A 24,227-nucleotide genomic window follows, 5' to 3' on the forward strand; every position below is an offset into this window, starting at 1 on the left:
AAAAGCAGGCCACAACAAGAGATGATTTTTTGACTAGACGCTAAAAGGGTATTTAATCGGCGGGTGGCACTGATAATCGTGTAGCACAAAATCATCCGGTGTTACCCAGGTTTCCAGATCGGCTAAGCTTCGGATCTGTGGGTTGACGGTCAACCGCGGTGAAGGGTAAGGCTCACGCTGCAGCTGCATTTTCATCAGCTCCAGTTGATTCTCATAAATATGCGCATTAACGATCTTATGATACACCTTGCCCGGCTTAAGACCTGTGATCTGTGCCATCAACGCCAGCAATACAAAGCATTGCACCTGATTAAAATTCAGGCCAAGCGGCACATCACAGCTGCGCTGGTAGGACGTCAGATACAGGGTATCGCCAAGCAGGCTGAAGGTATGGGTGTGCATACAAGGCCGCAGACAACCCAGCTCGAACTCTCCCGGATTATAAAAGGTCAGGATTTCCGCCCGGTCATCAATGCCCTGACTAAGATTAGTCACCACCTTTTGTAGCTGATCCAGGGTGGTACCATCTGGTTTCTGCCAACGCCGGCCCTGCACACCGTACACCCGCCCCATATCATCCTCACCTTTACGATGCGGATTAGCCAGCCAGGCGCGATTTTCGTTCGCATTGGCATTCCAGGTATTGCAACCTAGGGCGCGAAACTGTGCCGCACTGTCGTAGCCGCGTAAATAACCCAGCAACTCGGCAATCGCCGCCTTGTAATAGCTTTTGCGGGTCGTCAGCAGTGGAAACTGATTATTTGCCACATCATATTCCAGATCGGCATTAACGACGGTTAAGCAGCGGGTACCAGTGCGGGCATTCTCCACCCAAGTGCCATGCTCAATAATACGCTGACATAATTGAAGATACTGCTTCATGCTTTAGCTCCGGCAGTTGCGGCACGGGAGCGGGCGAAAACAATAATCGCCAGGCCGGCAATTATCATCGGCAAGCATAGCCACTGCCCCATCGTCATGCCCAAGGATAAAACGCCAAGATGTGCATCCGGCTCACGGAAAAACTCGACGCTAAAGCGCGCCATGCCATAACCGGCCAGAAAGACGCCGCCCAGGGTGCCGGTTGCCGGTTTAGCACGGCGCACCAGCATAATGATCGCAAACAGCAACAGTCCTTCCAGCGCAACATGATAGAGTTGTGACGGGTGGCGGCCAATGTCGCCACCGGTCGGGAACACCATTGCCCAGGACACATCAGTCGGCCGGCCCCATAATTCACCATTAATAAAATTACCGATCCGCCCTGCAGCCAGCCCAAGCGGGATCAATGGTGCAACAAAATCGCCCAGAGCCAGGTAAGACTTGCGATACTTGCGGGTAAACAGCGCCATTGCCGCCAATACCCCAAGTAAGCCACCATGGAACGACATGCCCCCTTCCCAGATCCGCACCAGATAAAGCGGGTCCTGCAGCACATAGTTAAACTGGTAGAACAGAATATAACCCAGGCGGCCACCCAGCAGCACCCCCAGAAAGCCGTAGAACAACAGATCGCTGACTTGCTCCTTGTCCCAGCCGGAACCGGGTTCCGCCGCCTGACGATTCGCCAGCCACCAGGCGATAGCAAAGGCCACCAGATACATCACACCATACCAGTGAATTTTCAAAAACCCGAGGTCCAGTGCCACCGGATTAATTGCATGGGTGTAAAAAACTTCAGTTGTCATAATGTCCCTACTTTAATACGGTTGACGATCTCAGCTCAGAATCATCCGCGCCGCCACCAGTAACAAAAATACGCCAAATACCCGCTTAATGGTCAACACCGGCAACCGCTGCGTCAGGGTGGCTCCGATAGAGGTGGTAAACACCGAAGTACTGATTACCCCCAGTAATGCAGGTAAATAGATATAACCAATAAAGCCCTGCTGCAAGCTATAATGCTGCCAGCCTGCGCTGACGTAGCCGAGGGTACCAAATACTGCTATCGCAATACCGCTGGCCGCCGCACAACCGATAGCCCGGCGCATGTCGACACTAAAATAGTTCAGCATAGGCACAATCAGCGCACCACCGCCAATCCCCAGTAAGGCGGCGAAACTGCCCAGTAATGCCGACAGTACGGCCAACAGCGGCCTTGCCGGCAGTGGTAGCTTGCCGGTGGCACTTTGCGCACTTAACATTCTAAGCGCCAATAAACCGACAGCGACACCAAAAATAAGTTGCAGCGTCTTGCCACTTAAATTGTGCGCCAGATAGCCGACCAATAAGGCGCCGCTCCCTGCCCCCAGCATCACCGGCACGGCGATATGCCAGCTGACGTTATTCCGTTTGTGATGCGCCCGCACTGACGAGAGGGAGGTAATAATGATCGAAGCGAGCGAGGTTGCAATGGCCACCAACATCGCATGTTCAGCCGGCACTACTGCAAAAGCCGGCAGCATCACCACCAGCACCGGCACTATGACCAAACCGCCACCGATACCCAGCAAACCGGCCAATAACCCGACCAGTGCGCCCAACAAGGCGGTTAACAGGAAAATGGATAGCAAAATGACAACTCAGTTAGAAAAGTGCGCCCAGTGTAGCAGAGGCAACAGCGCTTGTTGAGCCTTGCTGCGGTCTTTGTCGGTATTCCTGGCGTGGGAAACTGTGAACTGGTCTGGGCTATCAGCGCCTGGGCCATTAGCGCCTGACCTGTCAGGTTCTGACCTGGGTTAGCAACTGCTTATGCTCAAGGAAACGCTGAACCTGCAACCGCACCTGTTTTGGCGAATGGCAACACAGCACTTCAGGCAACAACAAGGCCAGTTCAGACAGCTCTACCCGGCGCAGTAACCATTTGATCCGCGCCAGGTTGCTGCTGTTCATACTAAAGCGCCGGAACCCCATCGCCGCCAAGAGTAAGACCCCAGCCGGTTCACCGCCAAGTTCACCACAAATACTGATTGGAAACTGCAGTGCCTGCGCCTGTTGCCCTAATTGGTGCAAGGCTCGTAATACTGCCGGATGCAGCGCATCATACAGGTTTGCCACCCGGGCGTTATTGCGGTCAACGGCTAACAAGTATTGGGTTAAATCGTTGGTACCCACGGAGCAAAAATCGACCCGGGCTGCCAACTCAGGCAACAGATAAAGTACCGACGGTACTTCAATCATCACCCCCACTTTCGGCCGGGGTACCGCAATGCCTAACTCGTCACCAACCTCGAAGCAGGCTTGGCGGATCAGCCGGATGGCTTCATCAACTTCCGCCAGATCCGACACCATCGGCAATAAAATATGTAGATTATCCTGTCCGACATTGGCTTTTACCATCGCCCGGATCTGCACCAGGAAAATTTCCGGATGATCCAGCGTCAAACGGATCCCCCGCCAACCCAGAAACGGATTTTCCTCAATGATACTGAAATAAGGTAACGCTTTGTCGCCCCCAACATCCAGAGTACGCATCACTACCGTTTTCTGCGGGTAGCTGCTTAACACCTTGGCATAGAGTTCGATTTGCTCTTGCTCAGTCGGGAAGCGGCTGCGGATAATAAAAGGAAATTCGGTTCGATACAGGCCAACGCCATCGGTGTACTGCGCATGCTGATTCTCCAGCTCAACCGCCAGACCAGAGTTGACCATTAACTTAAAACGTTCGCCACATTGTGATTGTGACGGCAGCGCGATTTCTTGCTGATAGCGGGCATGCATGGCCTGATCTTCACTGATCAGGCGTAAATATTCATTGCTCAACGCCTCAGTTGGCGACAACAGGATCAGCCCCTGATAACCATCGACAATCAGTTTCTGCTCATGCCAATGCAACAGCGGCAGCTCACTGACGCCCATTACCGCCGGGATCCCGAGGGCTCTGGCCATAATAGCAGCATGTGAGTTAACCGAACCACGCAAAGACACTACTGCAACCAGTTGTTCACGCGGGATTTCTGCCAGCATGGTTGCGGTGACTTCATCAGCGACCAGCACCACCTGCTCGGGTAGTTTCGCACGCCGCTGTTCCGTATCCAGTAAATTATTCAGTACCCGCTGCCCCAGATCGCGGATATCCAGGCCACGCTCGCGCAGATAGGGATCTTCCATATCATCAAACTGGCGGGCAAAGCGCTCTACCACGCGTTTTAACGCGCTTTTTGCACACCAGCCTTCTGCGATCTGCGCTTCAATTTCCCGCCCCAGGCTGGCAGCATCAAGCAACTGATGATACACATCAAAAATGGCCAGTGCATCTTCAGGTAAATGCTGCGACATGCGTTCGGCCAGCCGGTTAAATTCCGCTTTAGTGATTTTGACAGCACGGTAAAAGTGCGCCAGCTCTTTTTCCGGGTCCTCGGCTTTTTTCAGCGAGATCGCCGCAAAATCACTGGCTGGTTGCAACACATAGGCCTGACCAATTGCCATACCGGGCGCGCCGGGTAAGCCAGCTAGCTGAGAAACCTGTTGCTGATAACCGGAACTGCGACTGGCCGCGTCGCGCATCTCGGCGTTAGCCAGCACCGACGCCAGCTGTACCCCCAGGGTAACCAGAAAAGACTCTTCATCTTCGCTAAATACCCGCTCGGCTGATTGCTGAATTGTTAGTACGCCTAATACTTTGCGGTGGTGGATAATCGGACACCCAAGAAAAGCTGAAAAGCGATCCTCGCTGACCTCGGGGGTGACTTTAAAACGCGGATGCAGGTGAGCCTGCGCCAGGTTGATCGGCTCTTCACGCTGGCCAACCCAGCCAATCAAGCCTTCAGAAAAACCAATGGAGACTTTGCCGACCGCATCCTGATTCAAACCATCGGTTGCCATCAGCATAAAGTGCTGTTGCTGATAATCAGCCAGATAAACCGAACAACATTCGGTTGCCAATGCATGCTTGACACTACTTACCAAGCCAGCGAGCGCCTTGTTAAGTATCGGCTCCTGTGCCACATCCTGAACAATTCGCCGCAACTGGCCTAGCATGCTAACCTCTTCACATTAAAGGTTGTTTATACTTTACGTTTACTGCTGTCCCGACGAACAAAAGGCAAAGCGACCGGAGCGAATTCTTTCATAACCTTGCGATAGACTTCCCGTTTAAAGGAAACCACCTGTCTAACCGGATACCAGTAACTGACCCAACGCCAGCTATCGAACTCCGGGTGACTGGTTTTCGCCAGATTGACGTCTTCTTCCCGACAGGTCAGCCGCAGTAAAAACCACTTCTGCTTCTGCCCGATACACACAGGGTTACTATCTTTACGAATCAGTCGTTTGGGTAACTTATAGCGTAGCCAGTGTTTGGTTGTCGCTATAATTTCCACATCTTCAGGCCTGAGCCCAACTTCTTCGTGCAGTTCGCGGTACATGGCCTGTTCCGGCGTTTCGCCATCATCAATGCCACCCTGTGGATATTGCCAGGAATTCTGACCGTATCGTTTCGCCCAAAACACCTGTCCAAAGGTGTTACAAATCACTATGCCGACATTGGGCCGGAAACCCTCGGCATCGATCACACAAACCTCAAGCATCTAAATTTCTGCTATACAAGGATTCTTTCATAAAGTTGTCGTGGCGGCAAACGGTATTTTCAGCCAAACATCACACAACTTATCCACAATGAGCAGAAGATAAGCAAGGGTACTGTGAGTTTTTTCACAGCTGCTGTGCATAACACTCTGGATAAGCCTAAGTTAATCACTGAATAACTTTAGGAACTTTAACAACCCGCATCAAAATAAATGCTTTTTTACCATTAAATTCATAACATTAAGTGAATCAATCAAGGTGTGATTATAAATTCTGACTGTGCATAAGTTAGTTTGTTGGCTTTTTAAGCAGCCGACAACATAAAAAAATGCTAGGGTAATCATTCATTAAGTCAAAGAATTGTCATATGCCCACCTCGCCTGCTTCTGTTACAGAGTTATTAGAGCGCTGCGCGCTGATTGCCGGTTTAACCCTGGGTCAGTTAGCGGCGCAATTGCAGGTACCCGTGCCGGCCGATTTACGCCGTGAAAAAGGCTGGACCGGACAACTGCTGGAAATGGCGCTGGGGGCAACTGCAGGTTCGCAGGCGGTACAGGATTTTCCCGAGTTGGCAGTCGAACTGAAAACCCTGCCGATTGACCAATATGGTAAACCACTGGAAAGTACTTATGTCTGCGTGGCGCCATTAACGGGTGCTACCGGTCAACAATGGCAGGAGTCGTGGGTCTGTCGCAAACTAAGCCAGGTGCTCTGGTTACCGATCCTGGCTGAGCGGCATATCGCGCCGGCAGAGCGCATTATCGGGCAGGGTTTTTTGTGGCAGCCGAGTCCCAGTGAGGCGGCGTTGCTGCAGCAAGACTGGGAAGAGTTAATGGAGTTAATCGCGTTTGGGCGCCTGGACCAGATCAAAGGCGCCCATGGTAAGGTGCTGCAGTTAAGACCTAAAGCCGCCGACAGTAAAGCCCTGACTGCGGCCATTGGCCCGGACGGTCGCCCGGTACAAAGTCTGCCGCGGGGTTTCTACCTGAAAACTCAGTTTACCGCGGCGATTTTACAGCAGCAGTTTGCTCTAGCGCACCGGTAATTCAAACTTACTGAACATCCGATCTATTTCTTCCTGGCTACGCAGTGCATTGGCCCGCTCTACCACATCTTTGGTCAGATGCGGCGCAAAACGCTCTATGAAGTCATACATATAACTGCGCAGGAATGCGCCTTTGCGAAAACCAATCTTAGTCGTCGAGGCCTCAAATAAATGGCTGGCATCGATGGCTACCAGGTCCTGATCCAGCTGCGGGTCGATCGCCATAGACGCAATAACCCCTACCCCTAAGCCCAGCCTGACATAGGTTTTAATCACATCCGCATCGGTTGCGGTAAAGACAATTTGTGGCTCCAGCTGATGGGCGGCAAAAGCCCGGTCCAGCTCGGAGCGACCGGTAAAGCCAAATACATAGGTGACGATGGGAAAACGCGCCACATCTTCAATCTGTACCTTGGCGGTCAGTTGGGTCAGCGGATGGTCTTTGCGGACAATAATGCTACGGTTCCAGTGGTAGCAAGGCAACATCACCAGATCACCATACAGATGTAATGCCTCAGTGGCGATGGCAAAATCCGCATCACCACGCGATGCGGCTTCAGAAATCTGCTGCGGCGAGCCCTGATGCATATGCAATGATACCCGTGGAAACTTTTGCATAAAGGTACGGATCACCGGCGGTAACGCATAGCGGGCCTGAGTATGTGTGGTAGCGATATTCAGCTTGCCCTGATCCGGTAAGGTGTGTTCACGGGCGATGGCTTTGATATTTTCCACCTTGGCCAGGATCTGCTGCGCAATATCAATCACCTCTTTGCCGGCCGGTGTAATATGAGTCAAATGTTTGCCGCTACGACCAAATACCTGAATACCGAGTTCATCCTCGAGCATGCGGATTTGCTTGCTGATGCCCGGCTGGGACGTGTAGAGACTTTCGGCAGTAGATGACACATTAAGATTGTGGTTCATCACCTCAACAATATAACGTAATTGCTGTAATTTCATCACTAAAGATCCTTTTGTTCTCTGCCAGTCACTATACCTGATGACATAGATATTCCAACTTCTTTCTATAATAGCAGTATCTATATCAAAATGTTGTTAGGCGAAAGTCTTAAGCCACTGAAGAAAAACCACTGAATTCTGGTGTGGTTTTTGCTAGGCTAACTCGTGTCTAATGACATTAGCCAATAGCAAGGTATCAGCGCCGACTGTTATTTGCTGTTTTTTCGGATTAAGATGTTGCTCTAGTATAAAAAACAGAGGTGTAAATGGTCTTACCCCTGATCATCACGCTAATCATCGCGCTGATGATTATCGCGATCACCGTTAACGTAGTGCAGCAACACCGGGAGCGTATTCGTGCGCTGAAACGGGCTGAATTCACTAAGTTACGCCATGGTTTGGAAGAGACAGAAGAAATTTTGTTTAATGCTGCCAATGTGCCCCTGTCCGCCGGTATTTCACAAATGCTACTGCGTCGTATTGCTTACTTATTACGAGCAATGGTCGAACTTGAGCCTGAGGTCAAAGATCTTAAGCAACGTTTACAAGACACAGAGCAACGACTAAGTGAGTTGGCTAAAAATGCGCCCACCGCCATGGACGCAGCCGGTTTACCTGATAATGACCAACAACTGCTCGCGATGGTGAAAGGCATCAAAAAATTAAGAACAATGCTCAGAGCAGAGCATGCTCGTGGCAATGTTGAGACGCAGCTAGTCATTGATGAAGATCGACGGTTAGATTTGCTTCAGTTAAGAATCAATGTCGAGAGCCAGTTAAAGCGGGGCAGAGATGCCAGAGCAAATAAAATGCTAGGGTCTGCCAGACAATATTTTGAGAAGGCGCTAACTTTCTTGCGTACCACCAGCCATCAGCATGAATACATTGTTAACCGGATCTCAGAAGCGCAGATGGCATTAGAAGAAATCACGATGGAACTCAAACAAGGCAATGCCCGCGATATCGAGAAGCGTGGCGAAAAGGACAATAAAGATATTGACGAGTTATTTGCGCCGAAGCGTAAATGGTAACAGGGGCCTAAGCCCCTGTTGATATTAGCTAGTCTTACTTACTGCTGACCACCCAACGCCCATTTTCATACCAGGCCGACCAGGCTGTGGCTTTACCATTCTGCTCCGTCATCACATATTGCTGTTTGGTCTTGCGACTATAACGCACAATCGCAGGGTTACCCTGTGGATCCTGCTCCGGCGCTTCGGCCAGATAGTGGAACTTCGGCGATAGCCGGTCTTTAAAGCGTTTTAACTCGCTGACCAGAGGTGCCCGGGTTTCGCGGGATTTCGGAAAATTCGCCGCCGCCAGAAACACCCCCGAGGCGCCATCACGCAACACAAAGTAGGTATCTGACTTTTCACATTTCAGTTCCGGCAGATGCACCGGATCTTCTTTTGGCGGTGCCGCTTCGCCGCTACGTAACAGCTTACGGGTATTTTTACATTCACTGTTGGTGCAACCAAAATACTTACCAAAGCGGCCGGATTTCAGCTGCATCTGAGCACCGCATTTATCACACTCGATCTCTGGCCCTTCATAACCTTTCAGTTTAAAGGCCCCTTGTTCGACCTGATAACCATCACACTGCGGGTTATTACCACAGACGTGTAGCTTCCGGTGCTCATCCAGCAGATAAGAATCCATTGCCGTGCCACATTTTTGACAACGTTTTTTCTGCCGCAGCGCTTCGGTTTCCAGCTCGTCATCAGCCACTAACACCGCCTCTTCACCCGACACCAGGTTCATGGTGGTGGTACAGCGCTCTTTTGGCGGTAAGTTATAGCCTGAGCAACCGAGAAATACCCCGGTAGAGGCGGTACGGATCCCCATCTGCCTGCCACAGGTTGGACAGGCGATATCGGTTAATACAAACTGATTCACCCGCATACCACCGAGCTCCGGCTCCTGCTCAGCGGTCTTTAATTTTGCGTTAAAGCCCTGATAGAACTGGTCCAGTTCTTTACGCCAATCTAATTGCCCTTTTGCAATATCATCGAGCTTCAGCTCCATATTGGCGGTAAAATCATAATTCATCAGATCATCAAAGTTTTCTACCAGACGGTCGGTAACGATTTCTCCCATTTTCTCGGCGTAGAAACGCTTGTTGTCAACCCGCACATAGCCGCGCTCCTGAATGGTAGAGATGATAGCAGCATAGGTCGACGGCCGGCCGATGCCCCGTTTCTCTAACTCTTTAACAAGACTGGCTTCGCTAAAACGGGCCGGCGGCTTGGTAAAATGTTGTGCCGCATGCAAATCAACCAGCGCCAGACTCTCTCCGGCTTTAACATCCGGCAATTCCAGCTCTTCTTCGCCTTTGCGCTTTACCGCCGGTTGTACCCGGGTCCAACCGTCGAAGCGCAATACCCGGCCTTTGGCTTTTAACTCAAAATCCGCGGCTGCGACAGTGATATTGGTTACATCGTACTGCGCTGCTGGCATCTGACAGGCAACAAATTGACGCCAAATCAGCTCATAGAGCTTTTTCGCATCGGCTTCCATATCGCCAAGTGCTGAAGCCAGAACAGACACATCTGATGGCCTTACGGCTTCGTGCGCTTCCTGGGCATTGGCTTTGCTACCGTAACTTACCGGCTCTGCCGGCAGATAGGCGGCGCCAAATTGTTTTGCAATATAATCACGGCAGCTGGATACCGCTTCCGCACTTAAATTGGTGGAGTCAGTACGCATATAGGTAATGTGGCCAGCTTCATATAAACGCTGCGCCAACATCATGGTTTTCTTCACGCCATAACCCAAACGGGTACTGGCTGCCTGCTGTAGCGTCGAGGTAATAAAGGGCGCCTGCGGTTTGCTGCTACTGGGCTTATCTTCCCGTTCCAGCACCTGATAGCTGGCCTGCCGTAATATCCCAAGTGCGGCATCGGCCTGGGCTTTATTAACCGGATTAAAAGCTTTGCCGCCTTGTTTGACTACTTCCAGCGGCAGTGCCTGCCTTGCCTGGGTCAGTGTATCGGCATCAATACTCCAATACTCTTCGGGCACAAAGGCTTTAATTTCCCGCTCCCGCTCGACTACCAGGCGTACCGCTACAGACTGCACCCGCCCCGCAGACAGGCCACGGGCGACTTTTTTCCACAGCAGCGGCGACACCATAAAGCCAACCACCCGGTCCAGAAAACGTCGCGCTTGCTGCGCATCAACCTGATCCAGGTTCAACTCACCCGGCTGTTCAAACGCCTGGGTAATAGCATTTTTGGTGATTTCGTTAAATACCACCCGCTTAAATTTTTCAGGCGTACCGCCGATCACTTCGCGCAAATGCCAGGCAATGGCTTCTCCTTCACGGTCTAAGTCGGTTGCCAGATAAACGGTATCCGCCTTTTCTGCCAGCGCCTTGAGCTCTTTAACGACTTTTTCTTTGCCCGCGAGAATTTCATAACGCGCTTTCCAACCGTGCTCGGGATCAATGCCCATCCGATCAACCAGCGCCTGATATTCTTTCTCGGCTTTACTTAAGCTTTTATCGGCGCTTTTGGCCTTGTCTTTACTGCTGCTACTGGGTAAATCCCGGATATGCCCGACACTGGATTTCACGACAAAGTCGTTACCCAGATACTTATTTATCGTTTTTGCCTTAGCCGGTGATTCAACTATTACCAGTGATTTTGCCATTTTTAATCCAAAGATCCTTAGCATTTGGCCGTAAACGGCGCCCCTTTTTAAACGTATATCCGCAAACCGCTGTTGTGACAAGTGCTCAAACTGATTATTATGCCTGTTGGCTGGTTTTTTCGCTGAATCGACCAGTCTCTGACCATAACAAAATGAAGCACATGATCCCGCGACCGTAAAAAAAACAAAAACAGCGTCGCCACAAATAAGGATAAAACTTAATGCAAGCTTATGAAGCCAATTTCGACGGCCTGGTTGGGCCGACGCACAACTATGCCGGTTTATCAGTAGGCAATGTTGCCTCACTAAACAATGCCCGTAATACCTCCAGCCCGAAACAAGCCGCCAAACAAGGACTGCAGAAAATGAAAGCCCTGCATGACCTTGGCATGGTACAAGGCGTGTTAGCGCCGCAGGAGCGGCCTGACATTGCCGCGCTGCGCCGGCTGGGTTTTACTGGCTCTGATAACGAGGTTATTACCCAGGCGGCCAAACAGGCGCCGGAAGTTTACCGGGCGGTCTGCTCGGCGTCCAGTATGTGGACCGCCAATGCAGCGACAGTCTCACCCAGTGCCGATACCGCTGACGGTAAAGTACACTTTACTCCGGCTAACCTGACCAATAAATTTCACCGCTCGTTAGAGCCTGAGACAACAGGCCGGATTTTGCGCGCCATGTTCAGTGATCAGCGCCACTTCGCCCATCACCAACACTTACCAGATAACGATCACTTTGGCGATGAAGGCGCTGCTAACCATACCCGCCTGTGCAGTGATTACGCCAAAGCCGGCGTCGAAATCTTTGTTTATGGCCGTCACGCCTTTGATAGCAGTAAGCCGGCACCGTCGAAATATCCAGCGCGGCAACCCCTGGAAGCCTGTCAGGCCGTCGCCCGCTTACATGGTTTAAGTGAGCATGGCACCGTCTATTTACAACAAAATCCAGCGGTAATTGATCAGGGCGTGTTCCACAACGATGTTATCGCTGTGGGCAACCGCAACGTGCTGTTTTACCATCAACAGGCCTTTTTGGATACGACACAAAAACTGTCTGAGATCCGGCGTAAATTTGGCGACGACAGCAGCCTGCACTTTATTGAAGTGCCGGATCAGCAAGTGTCGGTTGCCGATGCGGTTAATACCTACTTATTTAATACCCAGCTGATCAATTTACCCAACGGCGAGATGGTGATTATCGCGCCAACCGAATGTCAGGAACATGCCGGTGTACACCGTTATCTGACCGAGTTATGCCAACAGGATACCCCCATTCGCCAGGTAAAATACTTTGATGTTAAACAAAGCATGCGTAATGGCGGTGGTCCAGCCTGTCTGCGGTTAAGAGTGGTCCTGAACGAGCAGGAGCGCCAGGCCGTTAACCCTGCTGTGCTGATGAATGAGCAGCTATTTGCCACGCTAAATAGCTGGGTTGATAAGCATTATCGCGACCAGTTAAGCGAAGCGGATTTGGCGGACCCACAGTTAATGATTGAGTCCCGCACCGCTTTAGATGAGCTGACGCAAATTCTGAAACTGGGGTCGGTATATAGCTTCCAGCGTTAAGCATAATTACCGCCGACATTAACTCGTCGGTGTATTGATACAAAAAAGGAGCCAAACGGCTCCTTTTGTTTTGCTGGGCTATTAACCAGGGTTGGCACAGTTGGCGGCTACACCGAACGGATTGCTTGGTGGGGCCACGTTTTCTTGGGAAATATCAGCCGCCGCAACAGGCAGCTCAAACTCGCGGAAACTGATATTCTCTGTGCCAGAAGCAAAGCCCGATACCTGCAGTCTAACATCTAACCAGGGCGCAACATCACGTGGGTAGGTTACGTGGAATACGGCAATACCTTCGTTATTTGACGTCACTGTGCGCGGTACTGTGGCCAGATTGCCCGGTGTTAGCTGACCGTCGTTATTAAAGTCTTCTCCGGCATCCAGAATACCATTGAAATTAACATCTTCAGTTACGCAGTTCGCAGTCACCTGCGGCGCCCAAATCTTAAAGCTTTCTGGTGGCGGAGGTGATTTAACCCAGAAACCTTTGCGATAGCGCAGCGATACCGCAGCAATATTTAATTGCTGGTTAATCACCGGATTGCCAGAAGCGTCAGTTACCACAACTGAAAACTCTTTCCGATACAGGCTGGCACTGGGGGATTCCACCACATTACCGGTGCCAAAGCGGAAGAATAAGGTACGGCCACCAACACTGATATCTGTCGAGTCAGACACTGCGTTATTATTCGCCAAGGAAGCTTTTACCACCAGGTTACGCTGTTGTACGCCAGCACCAGTACTCTGATCAGCGGTAAAAGACGTGGTCGCCACCCCCTGTGAGTTGGTTACTGCCGTACCCGCAGTGATAGAGCCACCGGCACTGTTATCCAGTGAGAATGCGACTTGCTGATTCTTAACCGGGTTATTGTTGGCATCGCGCACAATAGCGCGGATCGCACTACTATCACCAGGAACCACTTGTGCCGGAAACGCCTGCACTTCGATCTTGGTGGGGTTAGTCGCGACAAATTCAATCACTCGCTGGGTATTAACCTCGTTATCGCCACCGCGCGCTGAAATAGTCGCTAAACCGGCGAATGCCGATTGAACAAAGACCTCCGCCTGACCATTTACTCCTGTCGTATTCTCGGCAACGACCTGATTAGTAGCCAAGCCGGCAGCAGTGTTGGCAATAAAACCGCGCGTGGTAGAGAACAGCACATTGCGATTGGCATTAGGGACGTTATCAGTTAACCATTCCAGAATCATCGAGGTTGGTGTATTCAGAGGAAACTCGAGGATTTCCGGCTGCCCCGTCTGCGGTAAAAACACAAAGCTGTCAGCTTTAACGCTGATGGCAAACTGCTGGTTAATACCCAGCGCCGACACAGTTAAAGTATCATTACCGCTGGTAGCCGCATCATACTGCACAGTCACCTGACCATTAGCTCCCGTCACCGGGTTGGTTACACTCAGCGGATTACCCAGCGCCGAGCTCACCGCTAATTGTTGATTGGGGATCCCCAGCCCTGCGGCATCCTGCAACGAGAAGTTAAGCGCAACTTTGTCTCCTAACACCACAGCTGATGGAGCTAGAACTTCCAAAGTGGTACCCACAACTCTAACCGAGACACGATCTTCAATGGTACCGACCCGGGCGGTAAGATTAATATCACGTAAAGATTTATCGATCTGACTGGTTAATCGGGCTTTCGCGACGCCATCCTGTTCTGTTTCTGCCGCAACAACGATCAGCTCACCGGAGTCAGCAGAGAAGGTGACAGGAATGCCGGCTAGCAGCACATTATTACGGTCACGTACCAAAGCAGATAACTGGATACCATCGGCAGCACCAGAGCCTAACTGAGTGCGATCAACCAGCAAACGGACACTGGCAATGTTAACGACGGTTTCACCACCACCATCACCGGCAGAAGTAAATCCAACAGAGCGAGTGGCTCGCGGTGTAGCGTCGGTCGCAGTACCCTCAGAATAAGTGGCCACAAGATTTCCAGCACCACTGACAGTACCAACGTTTAGAGTGATGGTAGCAACCCCATTAGCGTCAGTTAAAGCCGTACCTGTTGAGGTGGACAGAGTTGCTAATCCGCTTGGAGTAATGTTAAAAGCTATTACCTTGCCTGCAACTACTGCATTTTGCGTGGCGCTTAAAGTCGCCCGGACAGTAAGGGGTTGACTGGCTGATAGACTAGTACTGGCAGCGCCGCTACTATTTAGTAACTCCACTTGCAGTTGATATATCGGCGCAGTGCCAGTACCACCGCCTCCGCTACCACCGCCACCATCTAAGGTTCCCCCACCACCGCAGGCGGTAAGGGCAAACATAACAAACACAACCCAGAGTTGCCGGATCTTCAGCATGAAAACTCTCCCTAGCACTTTCTTATATAGTTTTGTTAATTCTGTATCTTAAACTAATAAATATCCAGCCGGCAGCGATATTTAAAAAAAATTATTCACCGGCTGCAAAGCTGCCTGACAACCTGCTACCCTAGGAACCTTTGCGAACAAATTGATTTTCAGCCTTATGACAACCAAAAAAAAACTTAGTCTCACCAGCCGCATCGTAATAGGTATGCTTGCCGGTATCGCTGTCGGTATCTTCTTTCAGTTTATTCTGGCCGGTGCTGAAGAGCGTCAGCTATCATTGTTGGGGCTATCGATACCGCTGCGCGCTTTCTTTGTCGACGGTATCTTTCACATTGGTGGTGAGATCTTTATCGCCAGCTTACGGATGCTGGTAGTGCCGCTGGTGTTTGTATCCTTGGTCTGCGGTACCTGTTCTTTATCCGATACCAGTAAACTGGGGCGGCTTGGCGGTAAATCGATTGGGCTTTATCTGATCACGACCGCGCTGGCAATCAGCTTGGCGATGGCCTTAGCACTGCTTACCGGGCCTGGTGTGGGGGTTGAGCTGCAGGCTGAGTCGACCTTTGATGTCAGTGCCGCACCGTCACTGGCGCAGGTGTTTATAAATATCTTCCCAACCAACCCTATCCAGTCAATGGCCTCTGGCAATATGTTACAGATTATTGTCTTTGCACTACTTTTCGGTATTGCCATGGCGCTTACCGGTAAAGCGGGAGAGCGTCTGGCGGGGATCTTTAATGATTTAAATGAAGTGATACTGCGTCTGGTCACCATATTGATGAATCTGGCACCCTATGGTGTGTTTTTCCTGTTAGCCAAACTCTTTACCTTTATCCGCTACGAGACCATCCTCAACCTTTTTATGTATTTTATGGTGGTTTTAACGGTGCTGCTGGTGCATGGCTTATTGGTTTATCCGGTCATTTTAAAAGCGCTGACCGGCTTAAACCCGATTATCTTTTTAAAGAAAATGCGCGAAGCCGCACTTTTTGGTTTTAGCACTTCCAGCAGCAGCGCCACCTTACCCATCACGATGGAAACCGTGACCAAAAAGCTCGGTGTCAAAAATACCATCAGCTCTTTTACTGTGCCTCTTGGTGCCACCATCAATATGGACGGCACGGCCATTATGCAGGGTGTTGCCACCGTCTTTATTGCACAGCTATTCGGCGTCGACCTTAGCTTTTCTGACTTTTTAATGGTGATCCTCACTGCAACACTGGCGTCAATTGGCACCGCCGGAGTACCGGGCGCGGGTTTAATTATGTTAGCCATGGTCCTGCAACAGGTGGGGCTGCCGGTTGAGGGTATTGCGCTGATTATCGGTGTAGATCGCCTGCTCGATATGACGCGCACCGCGGTCAATATTACCGGCGATGCCATGGTGTCAGTCGTCGTCGGTAAAAGCGAGGGCGAGTTTGATGAAAGCGTCTTTAACGATCCGCGCGCTGGCTTAAAAGAAGAAAGTATCGACTTTCATCACCTGCGGGATTCCTAAGCGTAACTAAGCAGGAATAGTAATGGCAGCTAGCCATTGCCAGGGCGTGTTGACACGTCAACACGCCCTATTCAATTAACCAAATTTTTTCCCACAGTTGACTGGTCGCCAAACGTCGGCGGCCAAATTCCTGACCGGTAATATCCAGGCTTTGCAGCAACGTGAGCTGATAGCCTGAAAATATTTGCGCTAATTCATCCGGCAATACCGCAAAAGGTGGTCCCTGACGCTCTGCCTCGGGATATTCAAGGCTAATCAACAACACCGAAGCGCCCAGCGCCAACCACTGCTTTAATTTATCTGCATAGGCCCGGCGCATCGGTGCGGGCAAGGCAATCAATGCGGCACGATCGTACAACAGCACCGAGCGTTGGATTAATGCCGCAGGTACCTGAAAGAAGTCACCCTGCCAAAGCACTATGTCTGAGCTTTGATACTGCACAAAGTCCGGCGCAGCAGCGGGTGACCTATCTACTGTAACGCTAAGCCCCTGTTCGCTAAAGAAATCATGGCAGGCAATAGGTGATAGCTCAAAACCTGTTACCGGCAAAAACTGGCGACAAAACATCAGATCCGGGCTTTTACCGCATAATGGCAGCACTATGCTGTTTAGCGCACCCGCTTTGCTGGCAAGCACGTCAGCCAGATGTGCCTGTAATAACGGATGAGGTTCAGCGAGCTGAAAACCAAGCTGCTGCTGTTGCCAGCATTGATGCCAAAATGCCTGTTCCATTAGCTTAATGCCAACGCCACTGCTGCAGCTTCTGCCACAAGGCGGCGCCAAAACTGGCCCCCGCTGTACCCAGTTTCTCTGACAGACGCTTTTTCTGGCTGTATTTAACCTGCAGTACCTGTCTCTGCTGACAAGCCTGACATAAATAATTATCACTGGTACTGATTTCATCAATCAACCCCAGCTCCAGCGCCTGATAACCAAACCAGTGCTCACCGGTCGCCACTTTATCCAGCGCTAAGGCTGGCCGATGCCGGGCGACGAAGGCTTTAAATAGCTGGTGGGTCTCTTCTAATTCTTGCTGGAATTTTTGCCGGCCTTTATCGGTATTCTCGCCAAACAAGGTGACAGTACGTTTAAATTCACCAGCAGTAAATTCTTCAAAGTCGACATCATGTTTTTTCAGCAAGCGGTTAAAATTAGGTAACTGCGCAATGACGCCGATGGAGCCAATAATCGCAAAGGGCGCCGCGAGGATCTTATCGGCAACACAAGCCATCATATAGCCGCCACTGGCGGCCACCTTGTCGACCGCCACAGTAAGCGGGATCTGTTGCTGTTTCAACCGGTCCAGCTGCGAAGCAGCAAGGCCATAGCCATGTACCACGCCGCCACCACTTTCCAACTTCAGTAAGACTTCATCCTCTGTGGTAGCAACCGACAGGATCGCTGAGACCTCTTCACGCAAGGCTTCAGCCTCATGCGCGTCGATACTGCCATTAAACTCCACCACAAACAGACGTTTGGGTTGCTCAGTTAACTGGTCATAGCTTTTCTGCGCATTCTTCTGCCATTTTTTAAAGGCTTTTTTTGGCAACAAATAGTGCTGTAACAACTCTTGTTGTTGCAAGTAGGCTTCATTCAGATCATGGATTTCAAGCTGGCCTTTGCGGGGGCGCTGTTTCAGTGCGACCCCTGCGATTAACGCAATGATAATGGCCACCGCAAGAACCAGAGTTGCCGCCTTAGCCAAAAACAAGCCATATTCATAGATAAATGCCAAAGTATTCTCCTGCAGCTGCCGCTGATGCTATTCCAGCGCGACTTAACGATGGGGGTTGAGCATCTATTATGCTTAACTGCTAAATCATAAAGCAACAGCCCGGCGCATTCTGCAGCCGGGCTGTTAGGGGTAAGGTCACTCAGACCTTAATTACCGGCAATAACCGCCGGATTCTGTACACCAATTTGCGTACCACGACTCAGGAAAAAGGTAACAGTTTGGTATTGCATTTCACCCGTAGCTGCAGCACTGGAAGCAGGATTCAGGATTGAACCATGATCGCCGGCATTAAAGCGAGTAATGGCATTACCCGTTAACACCACACCGGGTGCTTGCGCAGGTACTGATGCGGCATTTAATAAACGCGCCAGGGGTTCAGTACCAGCCAGTGCCATACGGCCTTGCGCCAGGGCTGTCAGAGGATTAAAGAAACCATTAGGTATCACTTGATCCGGTTTGTTTTCAGCACCATTGCCAACCACTTCAATTATGTAAGTCGGTGTATTACCAGCAACCAACATCTGTGCATAGTTATTCGGATCACCGCTGTCGGTTACGGTTTGCGCAGCAAAGGCAAACTGAGATAGCGTTGCCGTAATACGCGCTAACTGGGCAGTGTTACCCGTCTCCTGTAAACTGGTTAGATACTGATTGACAACTGGCGCTGCGCAAGCCGGCCAAGTCGCCAGATTTGCCGCAGACGGCGTGCTACACCCCGTATTAGCGGCAACATAGGTTACAAACTGACTGGTTAGTTCACCACCGGCACCCAACATTACGCTGGCTTTAATCAGCGGACCAAAGGACGGCGAATCTAACAGGAAGTTCGCCACAGCACCACCTGGCATCGCTAACACAGCAGATTCAACCTTGAAAGCCGCGTCTAAGGCCGTGTTGCCAGTAGGCGCATTAGCCAATGCCACCATACTTGCGCCGGTAATACCACCTAACGAATGCCCTAAGAACTGAACTCTACTAGTATCAATAGTCACACCACTGATATTGTTCAATGCGAAGCGTAGTCCCATCATATCGGCAATACTCTGCCGCAGGTTGTCACGAGTGACCAGCAGGTTAGATAAGTTCATATAGTCCGTTGCAGCGTTCGTTGACGCGTTAAACGTCAAAGTACGGTCTGTAGTGGTAAAACTGAACCCCCGACTGCCGTGCAATGGATGATCGATTGCGACTGTTGCAAAACCTTGTGAAGCCAGAGTTCCTGTGATTGCTAACATGTCTTCTTTGCGAGATGTGATGCCATGCTGCAAGATCACTACCGGCCAGCCAGTTTCTGGCATTGGAATAACATTACTATCAGGTACGGTCATTTGTACCGCGACAGTCTGGTAACTATTGATCTTTGGAATTAAATTAAATTTCGTTAAATGACGGGCGCTATCTAACGCTAAATCTCTTAACGCTCCGTTACTGACCGCACTACAAAAACCGTCGTTTTCTGAAACTGGCGCCGGAGGTTTCATACTGGGTGGAACAGCAGCAATAATGGCACCACTGTCGCAACGCGCCAACCAACGAGTATTCAAAGGTGCGGTAATATTTTCAGCAGAAGGTACCCCTAAGAAGTACGGAAGTGTCAAGCTACCTTGATAAAGTCGTGTGATCTGAAAGGCTGGAGAGCCCGCAAAGGCTGGATTTACCTGTGCTACGGTAAGACCGGTATTTTGTACCACCAAGGCACCAGGGGCATAGCCAGTAGGTGTTGGAGCTGCCATCAACTGTTTTAAATTTGCCAACACGGCGCCTGTTGACTGTGTGGTGATAGCTGCAGAATAAATAATGTTCTCTTTAGGTAAGCCCTGGCCGCTAATCACCGTCTCAAAACTATTAATTACCGCTTGTAAGCCGCGCTGTGCATCTGTTGCAAGGGGCTTGGTAGCTAAATCCTGTTTCACCAACTCATAGGTAGTGGAGGGTTTAATTGTCGCGCCAGTACTGTCTTTCAGACCATTGGTCATGGCCAGCAAATAGGTTGTCGCGGCTTCCAGGGGTTTTAATGGCACGACAGCGACATTGTTACCACTGCCGGCGGTAACGAAATCGACACCGTATTGCAATTCAGACACAATCTTACAGGCTAAGCCGCGTGGCACAGCCCGACAGGCTGTATCAGGCGAAGCAGGATCTCCCATTAGCGCTTTAAACAGCCGAACTGAGCCTGGCGCTCTGGCCGAATCCATATTTAAGGTAATTCCAGCAGGAAAACTCAAAGCAATACTGAATGGATTCTGCGTTGACCACCCATCAAGCGCGCCCAAGGCAACCTGAGGATTGGTATAATCAGGAGCAGCACCGGCATCAAGCGTAAGAGTGCCATCGGTAGTACCCTGAAATAATAAATCGTTAGGCACTGAAACTTGCCCCGCAGTCGGGTCAAATACAACCCGAGCGCTCGGAATAACCACACCGCCTTGACTAACATCCTGTTTGATGTCGTCTAACGAATCACCACAGCCTACTAGACCGAGCGCCGCGGTGACCGCGATACTGATTGCCAGCTTCTTCATATTTTCTCCCCTGTCCATCACTGGTATTTTTTATTGCAAAGCAAAACCTTACTCTGCTTATTTCTAAATTGGGCGGCTGTTAGTGGTAACAGCTACGACCAGTTAAAGTTAACTCAAAGTTTTCAAGATCGCTAGAGCAAAAACACAGATATCGTGAAGAAAGGTGCAAAATTAGGGGTTTCGGCGTATCCTGTCGCCATTTTTTCAGCTCGGGAGTGTTAAATGCAAGTTCCATCATCATACGAAGCACCAGCAGGCGTGCTGAAAGACAAAATCATTTTGATTACAGGTGCCGGCGACGGTATAGGGAAAACCGCAGCCCTCACCTTCGCACAATATGGTGCTAGTGTGATTCTACTGGGTAAAACTACTGCAAAACTGACGGCGGTTTATGACGAAATCGTCGCTGCAGGCGGGCCAGAACCAGCGATAGTGCCATTGGATTTAAAAGGTGCGACCAAAAAACACTATCAGGACCTCGCTGCGACTATTCAAGCTGAGTTTGGTAGATTAGATGGTCTTTTACACAACGCAGGATTGCTTGGAGTGCTAACCCCCTTTGAGCATATTGATTTGCCGACTTGGCAAGATATCATGCAGGTCAATGTTACTGCACCAATGTTACTGACCCAGGCGTTGTTACCGGTGCTAAAATTAAGCACAGCCCCCTCTATTGTATTTACTTCTTCAGGTGTCGGTCGTAAGGGTAGAGCGTTCTGGGGGCCTTATGCGGTTTCTAAATTTGCGACGGAAGGCTTGATGCAAATTATCGCAGACGAATACGATAATAGTGCGATTAGAGCTAACTGTATCAATCCAGGTGCAACTCGAACCAGCATGCGAGCTAAAGCCTACCCCGGAGAGGACGCACAAAAACTTAAAACACCTGCCGATTTGATGTGGTTGTATTTATACCTGATGAGTAATGACAGTGTCGGCATCACAGGACAATCTCTGGATGCGCAACCCAAATAAGCGATTAATAATAAACCCGGCCAATGCCGGGTTTATTATTAAAATGAGTTAACCTTAATTATGACCGGTCAACTTAACGCTGTTCGAGTAGCTCACCACCGTTAACTTTTGCCCAATCATTCCATACCAACACTTTTTGATTATAGTTGGCTACGGCTTGTTCTGTGGCTTCAGCGATTAACCGTTCAATATCTTTAGCAAACTTTTTATCAACTTTTGCCGCAGGAACTACCTCAATACCACGTTCCTGTAAACCCTTTTTCATCGTGTGAGTACGTAATAACTGTAGTTTTCCATTCTCTACATAAAAGTACTGACTATCTTTATTAAGGGTCTTAAATTTTGGTTTAATCGGCCGCTTTTCATCTGCGACAACACTGGCTTGTTCTGTCGCAACAACTTCAATAACTTGCTTATATCCCAGTTGCTCCAGTGTAAATCCTTTTTCACGGGCGAAGCGTTCAATTTCATTGATCGCATCCAGCTCGGATTGGCGTTCTGCCAATACAGCTTGCAACGTATCCAGAACATCATTTAACTTGGCCAGCGTTAATTCTTTTGCGGCTTTTTTCAACTCACGTTTATCAAGTAATAAAGACATCATAGACTCCCGTTTAATAATCAGCACTATCATAACGGATATATTGTTCTAAAAAAAGTAAATTTCTAAAATCAGTATATTAAGCTAAAATAATACCGCTATAGATATAGCGATATCTTATCCGAAAGCTAATTCCTACCCCGGAGTCCAACTTCCGCCATTGTTACACAACGGCTATTGCTATGCTGGTCAGTGTTGTACTTTCCGCTAAATCCGTTATTGTGTCGCGATTTTGTCTTCCATGGATCAGTAGATGCCAGATTTTAACAACCTTTTTAGCAACAATAAAAACTGGGCCGACCGCATAGAGCGTGAACAGCCCGGTTTCTTTAAACAATTATCGGAACAACAAGCGCCGGAATATTTATGGATCGGTTGCTCTGATAGCCGGGTTCCGGCTAATGAAATTGTTGGGCTAATGCCAGGCGAACTCTTTGTGCATCGTAACGTGGCCAACCTGGTGGTGCACTCCGATATGAACTGCTTGTCAGTATTGCAGTACGCCATTGATATTCTTAAAGTAAAGCATATTCTGGTGGTCGGCCATTATGGCTGTGGTGGCGTGAAGGCTGCTTTGCTGAATCAGCGGGTCGGCTTTGTCGATAACTGGCTACGTAATGTCAAAGATGTGTATGCCCTGCACCGCCAGCAAATTGATTGCCTGGAAACCGAAGACCAACGTGTTAACCGCTTGATTGAGCTAAATGTGGTCGAGCAGGTTAAGAATCTTTGCCATACCAGTTTTGTGCAGGAAGCCTGGGAGCGGGGTCAGCAACTGTCGGTGCATGGCTGGGTCTATAGCTTACGCAATGGCCGGGTCAAAGATCTTAAAGTTAGCCACTCCAGTCTGGAACAAATCGATAAGATCTACGCCCTGGACCCGCAGGAGCTGCCTGATACATACTAAAACAATACCCGCGAGCCTGTACAGCTTAGCTCAGACATCGGCACTGGCCCGGGGATGCATGCAGCTTACAGGATCACGGTTTTGTTACCGTGCACAAAGACACGATCTTCAGTAATAAAGGCTAAGGCTTCACTTAACGCCGCTTTCTCGACATCGCGACCAGCTTTCTCCATATCCTCTGCACTGTAACTGTGATCCACCGGTAACACTTTTTGCTGAATAATGGGCCCCTCATCCAAATGATTATTCACAAAATGGGCGGTGGCACCAATAATTTTTACCCCACGTTCAAAAGCCTGCTGGTAGGGTTTAGCCCCGATAAAGGCCGGTAAAAAGCTGTGATGGATATTGATAATCCGGTTTGGGTAACGGGCAACAAAGGCCGGGGTCAGGATACGCATAAATTTGGCCAGGATCAGATATTGCGGCTGATAAGGCGTAATGACTTCCAGCAGCGCCTGCTCGTGCGCCTCGCGACTCAATCCTTGGTGACTGACAAAATGATAGGGAATATCAAAACGCTTTGCTAACTGCGCCAACTCTGGATGATTGCCGACAATAGCGGCTATCTCCAGCTGCAGCGAGCCGTCGTAGACTTTCATCAGGATATCGCCCAGACAGTGCGCTTCCTTGGTAACCATGATGACGACCCGCTTTGCCTGTCGGCTTAGCAAACTACGGCTGCTACCTGCTGGCAAAGCCCGATCCAGATCGGCCAGTAAGGTCGTTTCATTAAAGATGCCGTCCAGCTCGGTGCGCATATAAAACTGCCCGCTGACCGGATCAACGTACTCGGTATTACGGCTGATATTCAATTGGTGCTTGTAGCAAATATTGGTGATCTGCGCGATCAGCCCCTTGGAGTCGGGACATTCGGTTAATAGGATGCGCTGTTCCATAAGGTCATTCCACTGCAGGTTTGGCTTATCATCATAGTCCGCATTCTGACAACATATCCATCTGGCGT

General features: G+C 50.0%; 19 protein-coding genes. 6 read left to right on the plus strand and 13 right to left on the minus strand.

Features of this window, described 5'->3' with window-relative positions:
- Positions 1–33 precede the first annotated feature (33 nt).
- The 5 genes from AJE_RS03750 to rppH form a co-directional block, all read right to left on the minus strand.
- A complete protein-coding gene (locus AJE_RS03750) occupies positions 34–882 on the minus strand; it encodes a thymidylate synthase (protein ID WP_008949739.1) in 849 nt (282 codons plus the stop codon).
- Entirely contained in the window at positions 879–1,688 is an 810-nt protein-coding gene (gene lgt / locus AJE_RS03755; protein ID WP_008949740.1) for a prolipoprotein diacylglyceryl transferase, read from the minus strand. Before lgt ends, AJE_RS03750 begins: the two co-directional genes overlap by 4 nt.
- 30 nt (positions 1,689–1,718) lie before the next feature.
- Positions 1,719–2,513 (minus strand): sulfite exporter TauE/SafE family protein, encoded by a 795-nt coding sequence (locus AJE_RS03760; protein WP_008949741.1) that lies wholly within the window; start codon positions 2,511–2,513, stop codon positions 1,719–1,721.
- A 148-nt stretch (positions 2,514–2,661) separates the two neighbouring features.
- Positions 2,662–4,920 carry a phosphoenolpyruvate--protein phosphotransferase gene (gene ptsP, locus AJE_RS03765; RefSeq protein WP_008949742.1) on the minus strand — a complete coding sequence of 753 codons (2,259 nt, stop codon included), beginning with the start codon at positions 4,918–4,920 and terminating at the stop codon, positions 2,662–2,664.
- 26 nt (positions 4,921–4,946) lie between these two features.
- Positions 4,947–5,453 carry an RNA pyrophosphohydrolase gene (gene rppH / locus AJE_RS03770; RefSeq protein ID WP_039925610.1) on the minus strand — a complete coding sequence of 169 codons (507 nt, stop codon included), beginning with the start codon at positions 5,451–5,453 and terminating at the stop codon, positions 4,947–4,949.
- Positions 5,454–5,833: 380 nt separating this feature from the next.
- On the opposite strand from rppH, the gene mutH reads away from it, so the two are divergent.
- A complete protein-coding gene (gene mutH, locus AJE_RS03775; RefSeq protein ID WP_008949743.1) occupies positions 5,834–6,511 on the plus strand; it encodes a DNA mismatch repair endonuclease MutH in 678 nt (225 codons plus the stop codon).
- Here mutH and cysB read toward each other — a convergent pair.
- Positions 6,497–7,474, minus strand: a complete 978-nt coding sequence (cysB, locus tag AJE_RS03780; RefSeq protein WP_008949744.1) for an HTH-type transcriptional regulator CysB — start codon at positions 7,472–7,474, stop codon at positions 6,497–6,499. The two genes, mutH and cysB, sit on opposite strands and share 15 nt — an antisense overlap.
- A 266-nt stretch (positions 7,475–7,740) precedes the next feature.
- On the opposite strand from cysB, the gene AJE_RS03785 reads away from it, so the two are divergent.
- Positions 7,741–8,505 carry a hypothetical protein gene (locus tag AJE_RS03785; RefSeq protein ID WP_008949745.1) on the plus strand — a complete coding sequence of 255 codons (765 nt, stop codon included), beginning with the start codon at positions 7,741–7,743 and terminating at the stop codon, positions 8,503–8,505.
- A gap of 34 nt (positions 8,506–8,539) precedes the next feature.
- Here the strand turns inward: AJE_RS03785 and topA are convergent, their stop codons facing one another.
- Positions 8,540–11,125, minus strand: coding sequence for a type I DNA topoisomerase (gene topA / locus AJE_RS03790; protein ID WP_008949746.1), 2,586 nt, complete (start codon positions 11,123–11,125; stop codon positions 8,540–8,542).
- 221 nt (positions 11,126–11,346) lie between these two features.
- Here topA and astB point away from each other — a divergent pair, with 221 nt between their 5' ends.
- Positions 11,347–12,687, plus strand: coding sequence for an N-succinylarginine dihydrolase (astB, locus tag AJE_RS03795; protein ID WP_008949747.1), 1,341 nt, complete (start codon positions 11,347–11,349; stop codon positions 12,685–12,687).
- 81 nt (positions 12,688–12,768) lie between these two features.
- Here the strand turns inward: astB and AJE_RS03800 are convergent, their stop codons facing one another.
- Positions 12,769–14,631: an Ig-like domain-containing protein gene (locus AJE_RS03800; RefSeq protein ID WP_237709291.1), complete on the minus strand. Its 1,863-nt coding sequence runs from the start codon at positions 14,629–14,631 to the stop codon at positions 12,769–12,771.
- A 544-nt stretch (positions 14,632–15,175) separates the two neighbouring features.
- On the opposite strand from AJE_RS03800, the gene AJE_RS03805 reads away from it, so the two are divergent.
- Positions 15,176–16,516, plus strand: coding sequence for a dicarboxylate/amino acid:cation symporter (locus AJE_RS03805; protein WP_008949749.1), 1,341 nt, complete (start codon positions 15,176–15,178; stop codon positions 16,514–16,516).
- 67 nt (positions 16,517–16,583) lie between these two features.
- Here the strand turns inward: AJE_RS03805 and AJE_RS03810 are convergent, their stop codons facing one another.
- From AJE_RS03810 to AJE_RS03820, 3 genes are all read right to left on the minus strand, one after another.
- Positions 16,584–17,249, minus strand: coding sequence for a class I SAM-dependent methyltransferase (locus AJE_RS03810; RefSeq protein ID WP_008949750.1), 666 nt, complete (start codon positions 17,247–17,249; stop codon positions 16,584–16,586).
- Positions 17,250–17,253: 4 nt separating this feature from the next.
- A complete protein-coding gene (sohB, locus tag AJE_RS03815; RefSeq protein ID WP_008949751.1) occupies positions 17,254–18,252 on the minus strand; it encodes a protease SohB in 999 nt (332 codons plus the stop codon).
- 146 nt (positions 18,253–18,398) lie between these two features.
- Entirely contained in the window at positions 18,399–20,777 is a 2,379-nt protein-coding gene (locus AJE_RS03820; RefSeq protein WP_008949752.1) for a VolA/Pla-1 family phospholipase, read from the minus strand.
- A gap of 222 nt (positions 20,778–20,999) precedes the next feature.
- On the opposite strand from AJE_RS03820, the gene AJE_RS03825 reads away from it, so the two are divergent.
- Positions 21,000–21,752 (plus strand): YciK family oxidoreductase, encoded by a 753-nt coding sequence (locus AJE_RS03825; RefSeq protein ID WP_008949753.1) that lies wholly within the window; start codon positions 21,000–21,002, stop codon positions 21,750–21,752.
- Positions 21,753–21,825: 73 nt separating this feature from the next.
- On the opposite strand, the gene AJE_RS03830 is transcribed toward AJE_RS03825, so the two are convergent.
- Positions 21,826–22,356, minus strand: a complete 531-nt coding sequence (locus AJE_RS03830) for an H-NS family histone-like protein (RefSeq protein WP_237709292.1) — start codon at positions 22,354–22,356, stop codon at positions 21,826–21,828.
- Between the two features lie 250 nt (positions 22,357–22,606).
- Here AJE_RS03830 and can point away from each other — a divergent pair, with 250 nt between their 5' ends.
- Positions 22,607–23,260: a carbonate dehydratase gene (gene can / locus AJE_RS03835; protein WP_008949755.1), complete on the plus strand. Its 654-nt coding sequence runs from the start codon at positions 22,607–22,609 to the stop codon at positions 23,258–23,260.
- A 65-nt stretch (positions 23,261–23,325) separates the two neighbouring features.
- Here can and purU read toward each other — a convergent pair whose 3' ends face one another.
- Positions 23,326–24,159: a formyltetrahydrofolate deformylase gene (gene purU, locus AJE_RS03840; RefSeq protein ID WP_008949756.1), complete on the minus strand. Its 834-nt coding sequence runs from the start codon at positions 24,157–24,159 to the stop codon at positions 23,326–23,328.
- Positions 24,160–24,227: the final 68 nt, after the last annotated feature.

This window comes from Alishewanella jeotgali KCTC 22429, from assembly GCF_000245735.1.
In the GTDB taxonomy this organism is placed as follows: Bacteria; Pseudomonadota; Gammaproteobacteria; order Enterobacterales; family Alteromonadaceae; genus Alishewanella; species Alishewanella jeotgali.

What these genes read in the sequence shown, in the direction of transcription:
- AJE_RS03750 (WP_008949739.1), bottom strand. Translation starts at nt 882, where the DNA reads ATGAAGCAGTATCTTCAATTATGTCAGCGTATTATTGAGCATGGCACT.
- lgt (WP_008949740.1), bottom strand. Translation starts at nt 1,688, where the DNA reads ATGACAACTGAAGTTTTTTACACCCATGCAATTAATCCGGTGGCACTG.
- ptsP (WP_008949742.1), bottom strand. Translation starts at nt 4,920, where the DNA reads ATGCTAGGCCAGTTGCGGCGAATTGTTCAGGATGTGGCACAGGAGCCG.
- mutH (WP_008949743.1), top strand. Translation starts at nt 5,834, where the DNA reads ATGCCCACCTCGCCTGCTTCTGTTACAGAGTTATTAGAGCGCTGCGCG.
- cysB (WP_008949744.1), bottom strand. Translation starts at nt 7,474, where the DNA reads ATGAAATTACAGCAATTACGTTATATTGTTGAGGTGATGAACCACAAT.
- AJE_RS03785 (WP_008949745.1), top strand. Translation starts at nt 7,741, where the DNA reads ATGGTCTTACCCCTGATCATCACGCTAATCATCGCGCTGATGATTATC.
- topA (WP_008949746.1), bottom strand. Translation starts at nt 11,125, where the DNA reads ATGGCAAAATCACTGGTAATAGTTGAATCACCGGCTAAGGCAAAAACG.
- astB (WP_008949747.1), top strand. Translation starts at nt 11,347, where the DNA reads ATGCAAGCTTATGAAGCCAATTTCGACGGCCTGGTTGGGCCGACGCAC.
- AJE_RS03805 (WP_008949749.1), top strand. Translation starts at nt 15,176, where the DNA reads ATGACAACCAAAAAAAAACTTAGTCTCACCAGCCGCATCGTAATAGGT.
- AJE_RS03810 (WP_008949750.1), bottom strand. Translation starts at nt 17,249, where the DNA reads ATGGAACAGGCATTTTGGCATCAATGCTGGCAACAGCAGCAGCTTGGT.
- AJE_RS03820 (WP_008949752.1), bottom strand. Translation starts at nt 20,777, where the DNA reads ATGAAGAAGCTGGCAATCAGTATCGCGGTCACCGCGGCGCTCGGTCTA.
- AJE_RS03825 (WP_008949753.1), top strand. Translation starts at nt 21,000, where the DNA reads ATGCAAGTTCCATCATCATACGAAGCACCAGCAGGCGTGCTGAAAGAC.
- AJE_RS03830 (WP_237709292.1), bottom strand. Translation starts at nt 22,356, where the DNA reads ATGATGTCTTTATTACTTGATAAACGTGAGTTGAAAAAAGCCGCAAAA.
- can (WP_008949755.1), top strand. Translation starts at nt 22,607, where the DNA reads ATGCCAGATTTTAACAACCTTTTTAGCAACAATAAAAACTGGGCCGAC.
- purU (WP_008949756.1), bottom strand. Translation starts at nt 24,159, where the DNA reads ATGGAACAGCGCATCCTATTAACCGAATGTCCCGACTCCAAGGGGCTG.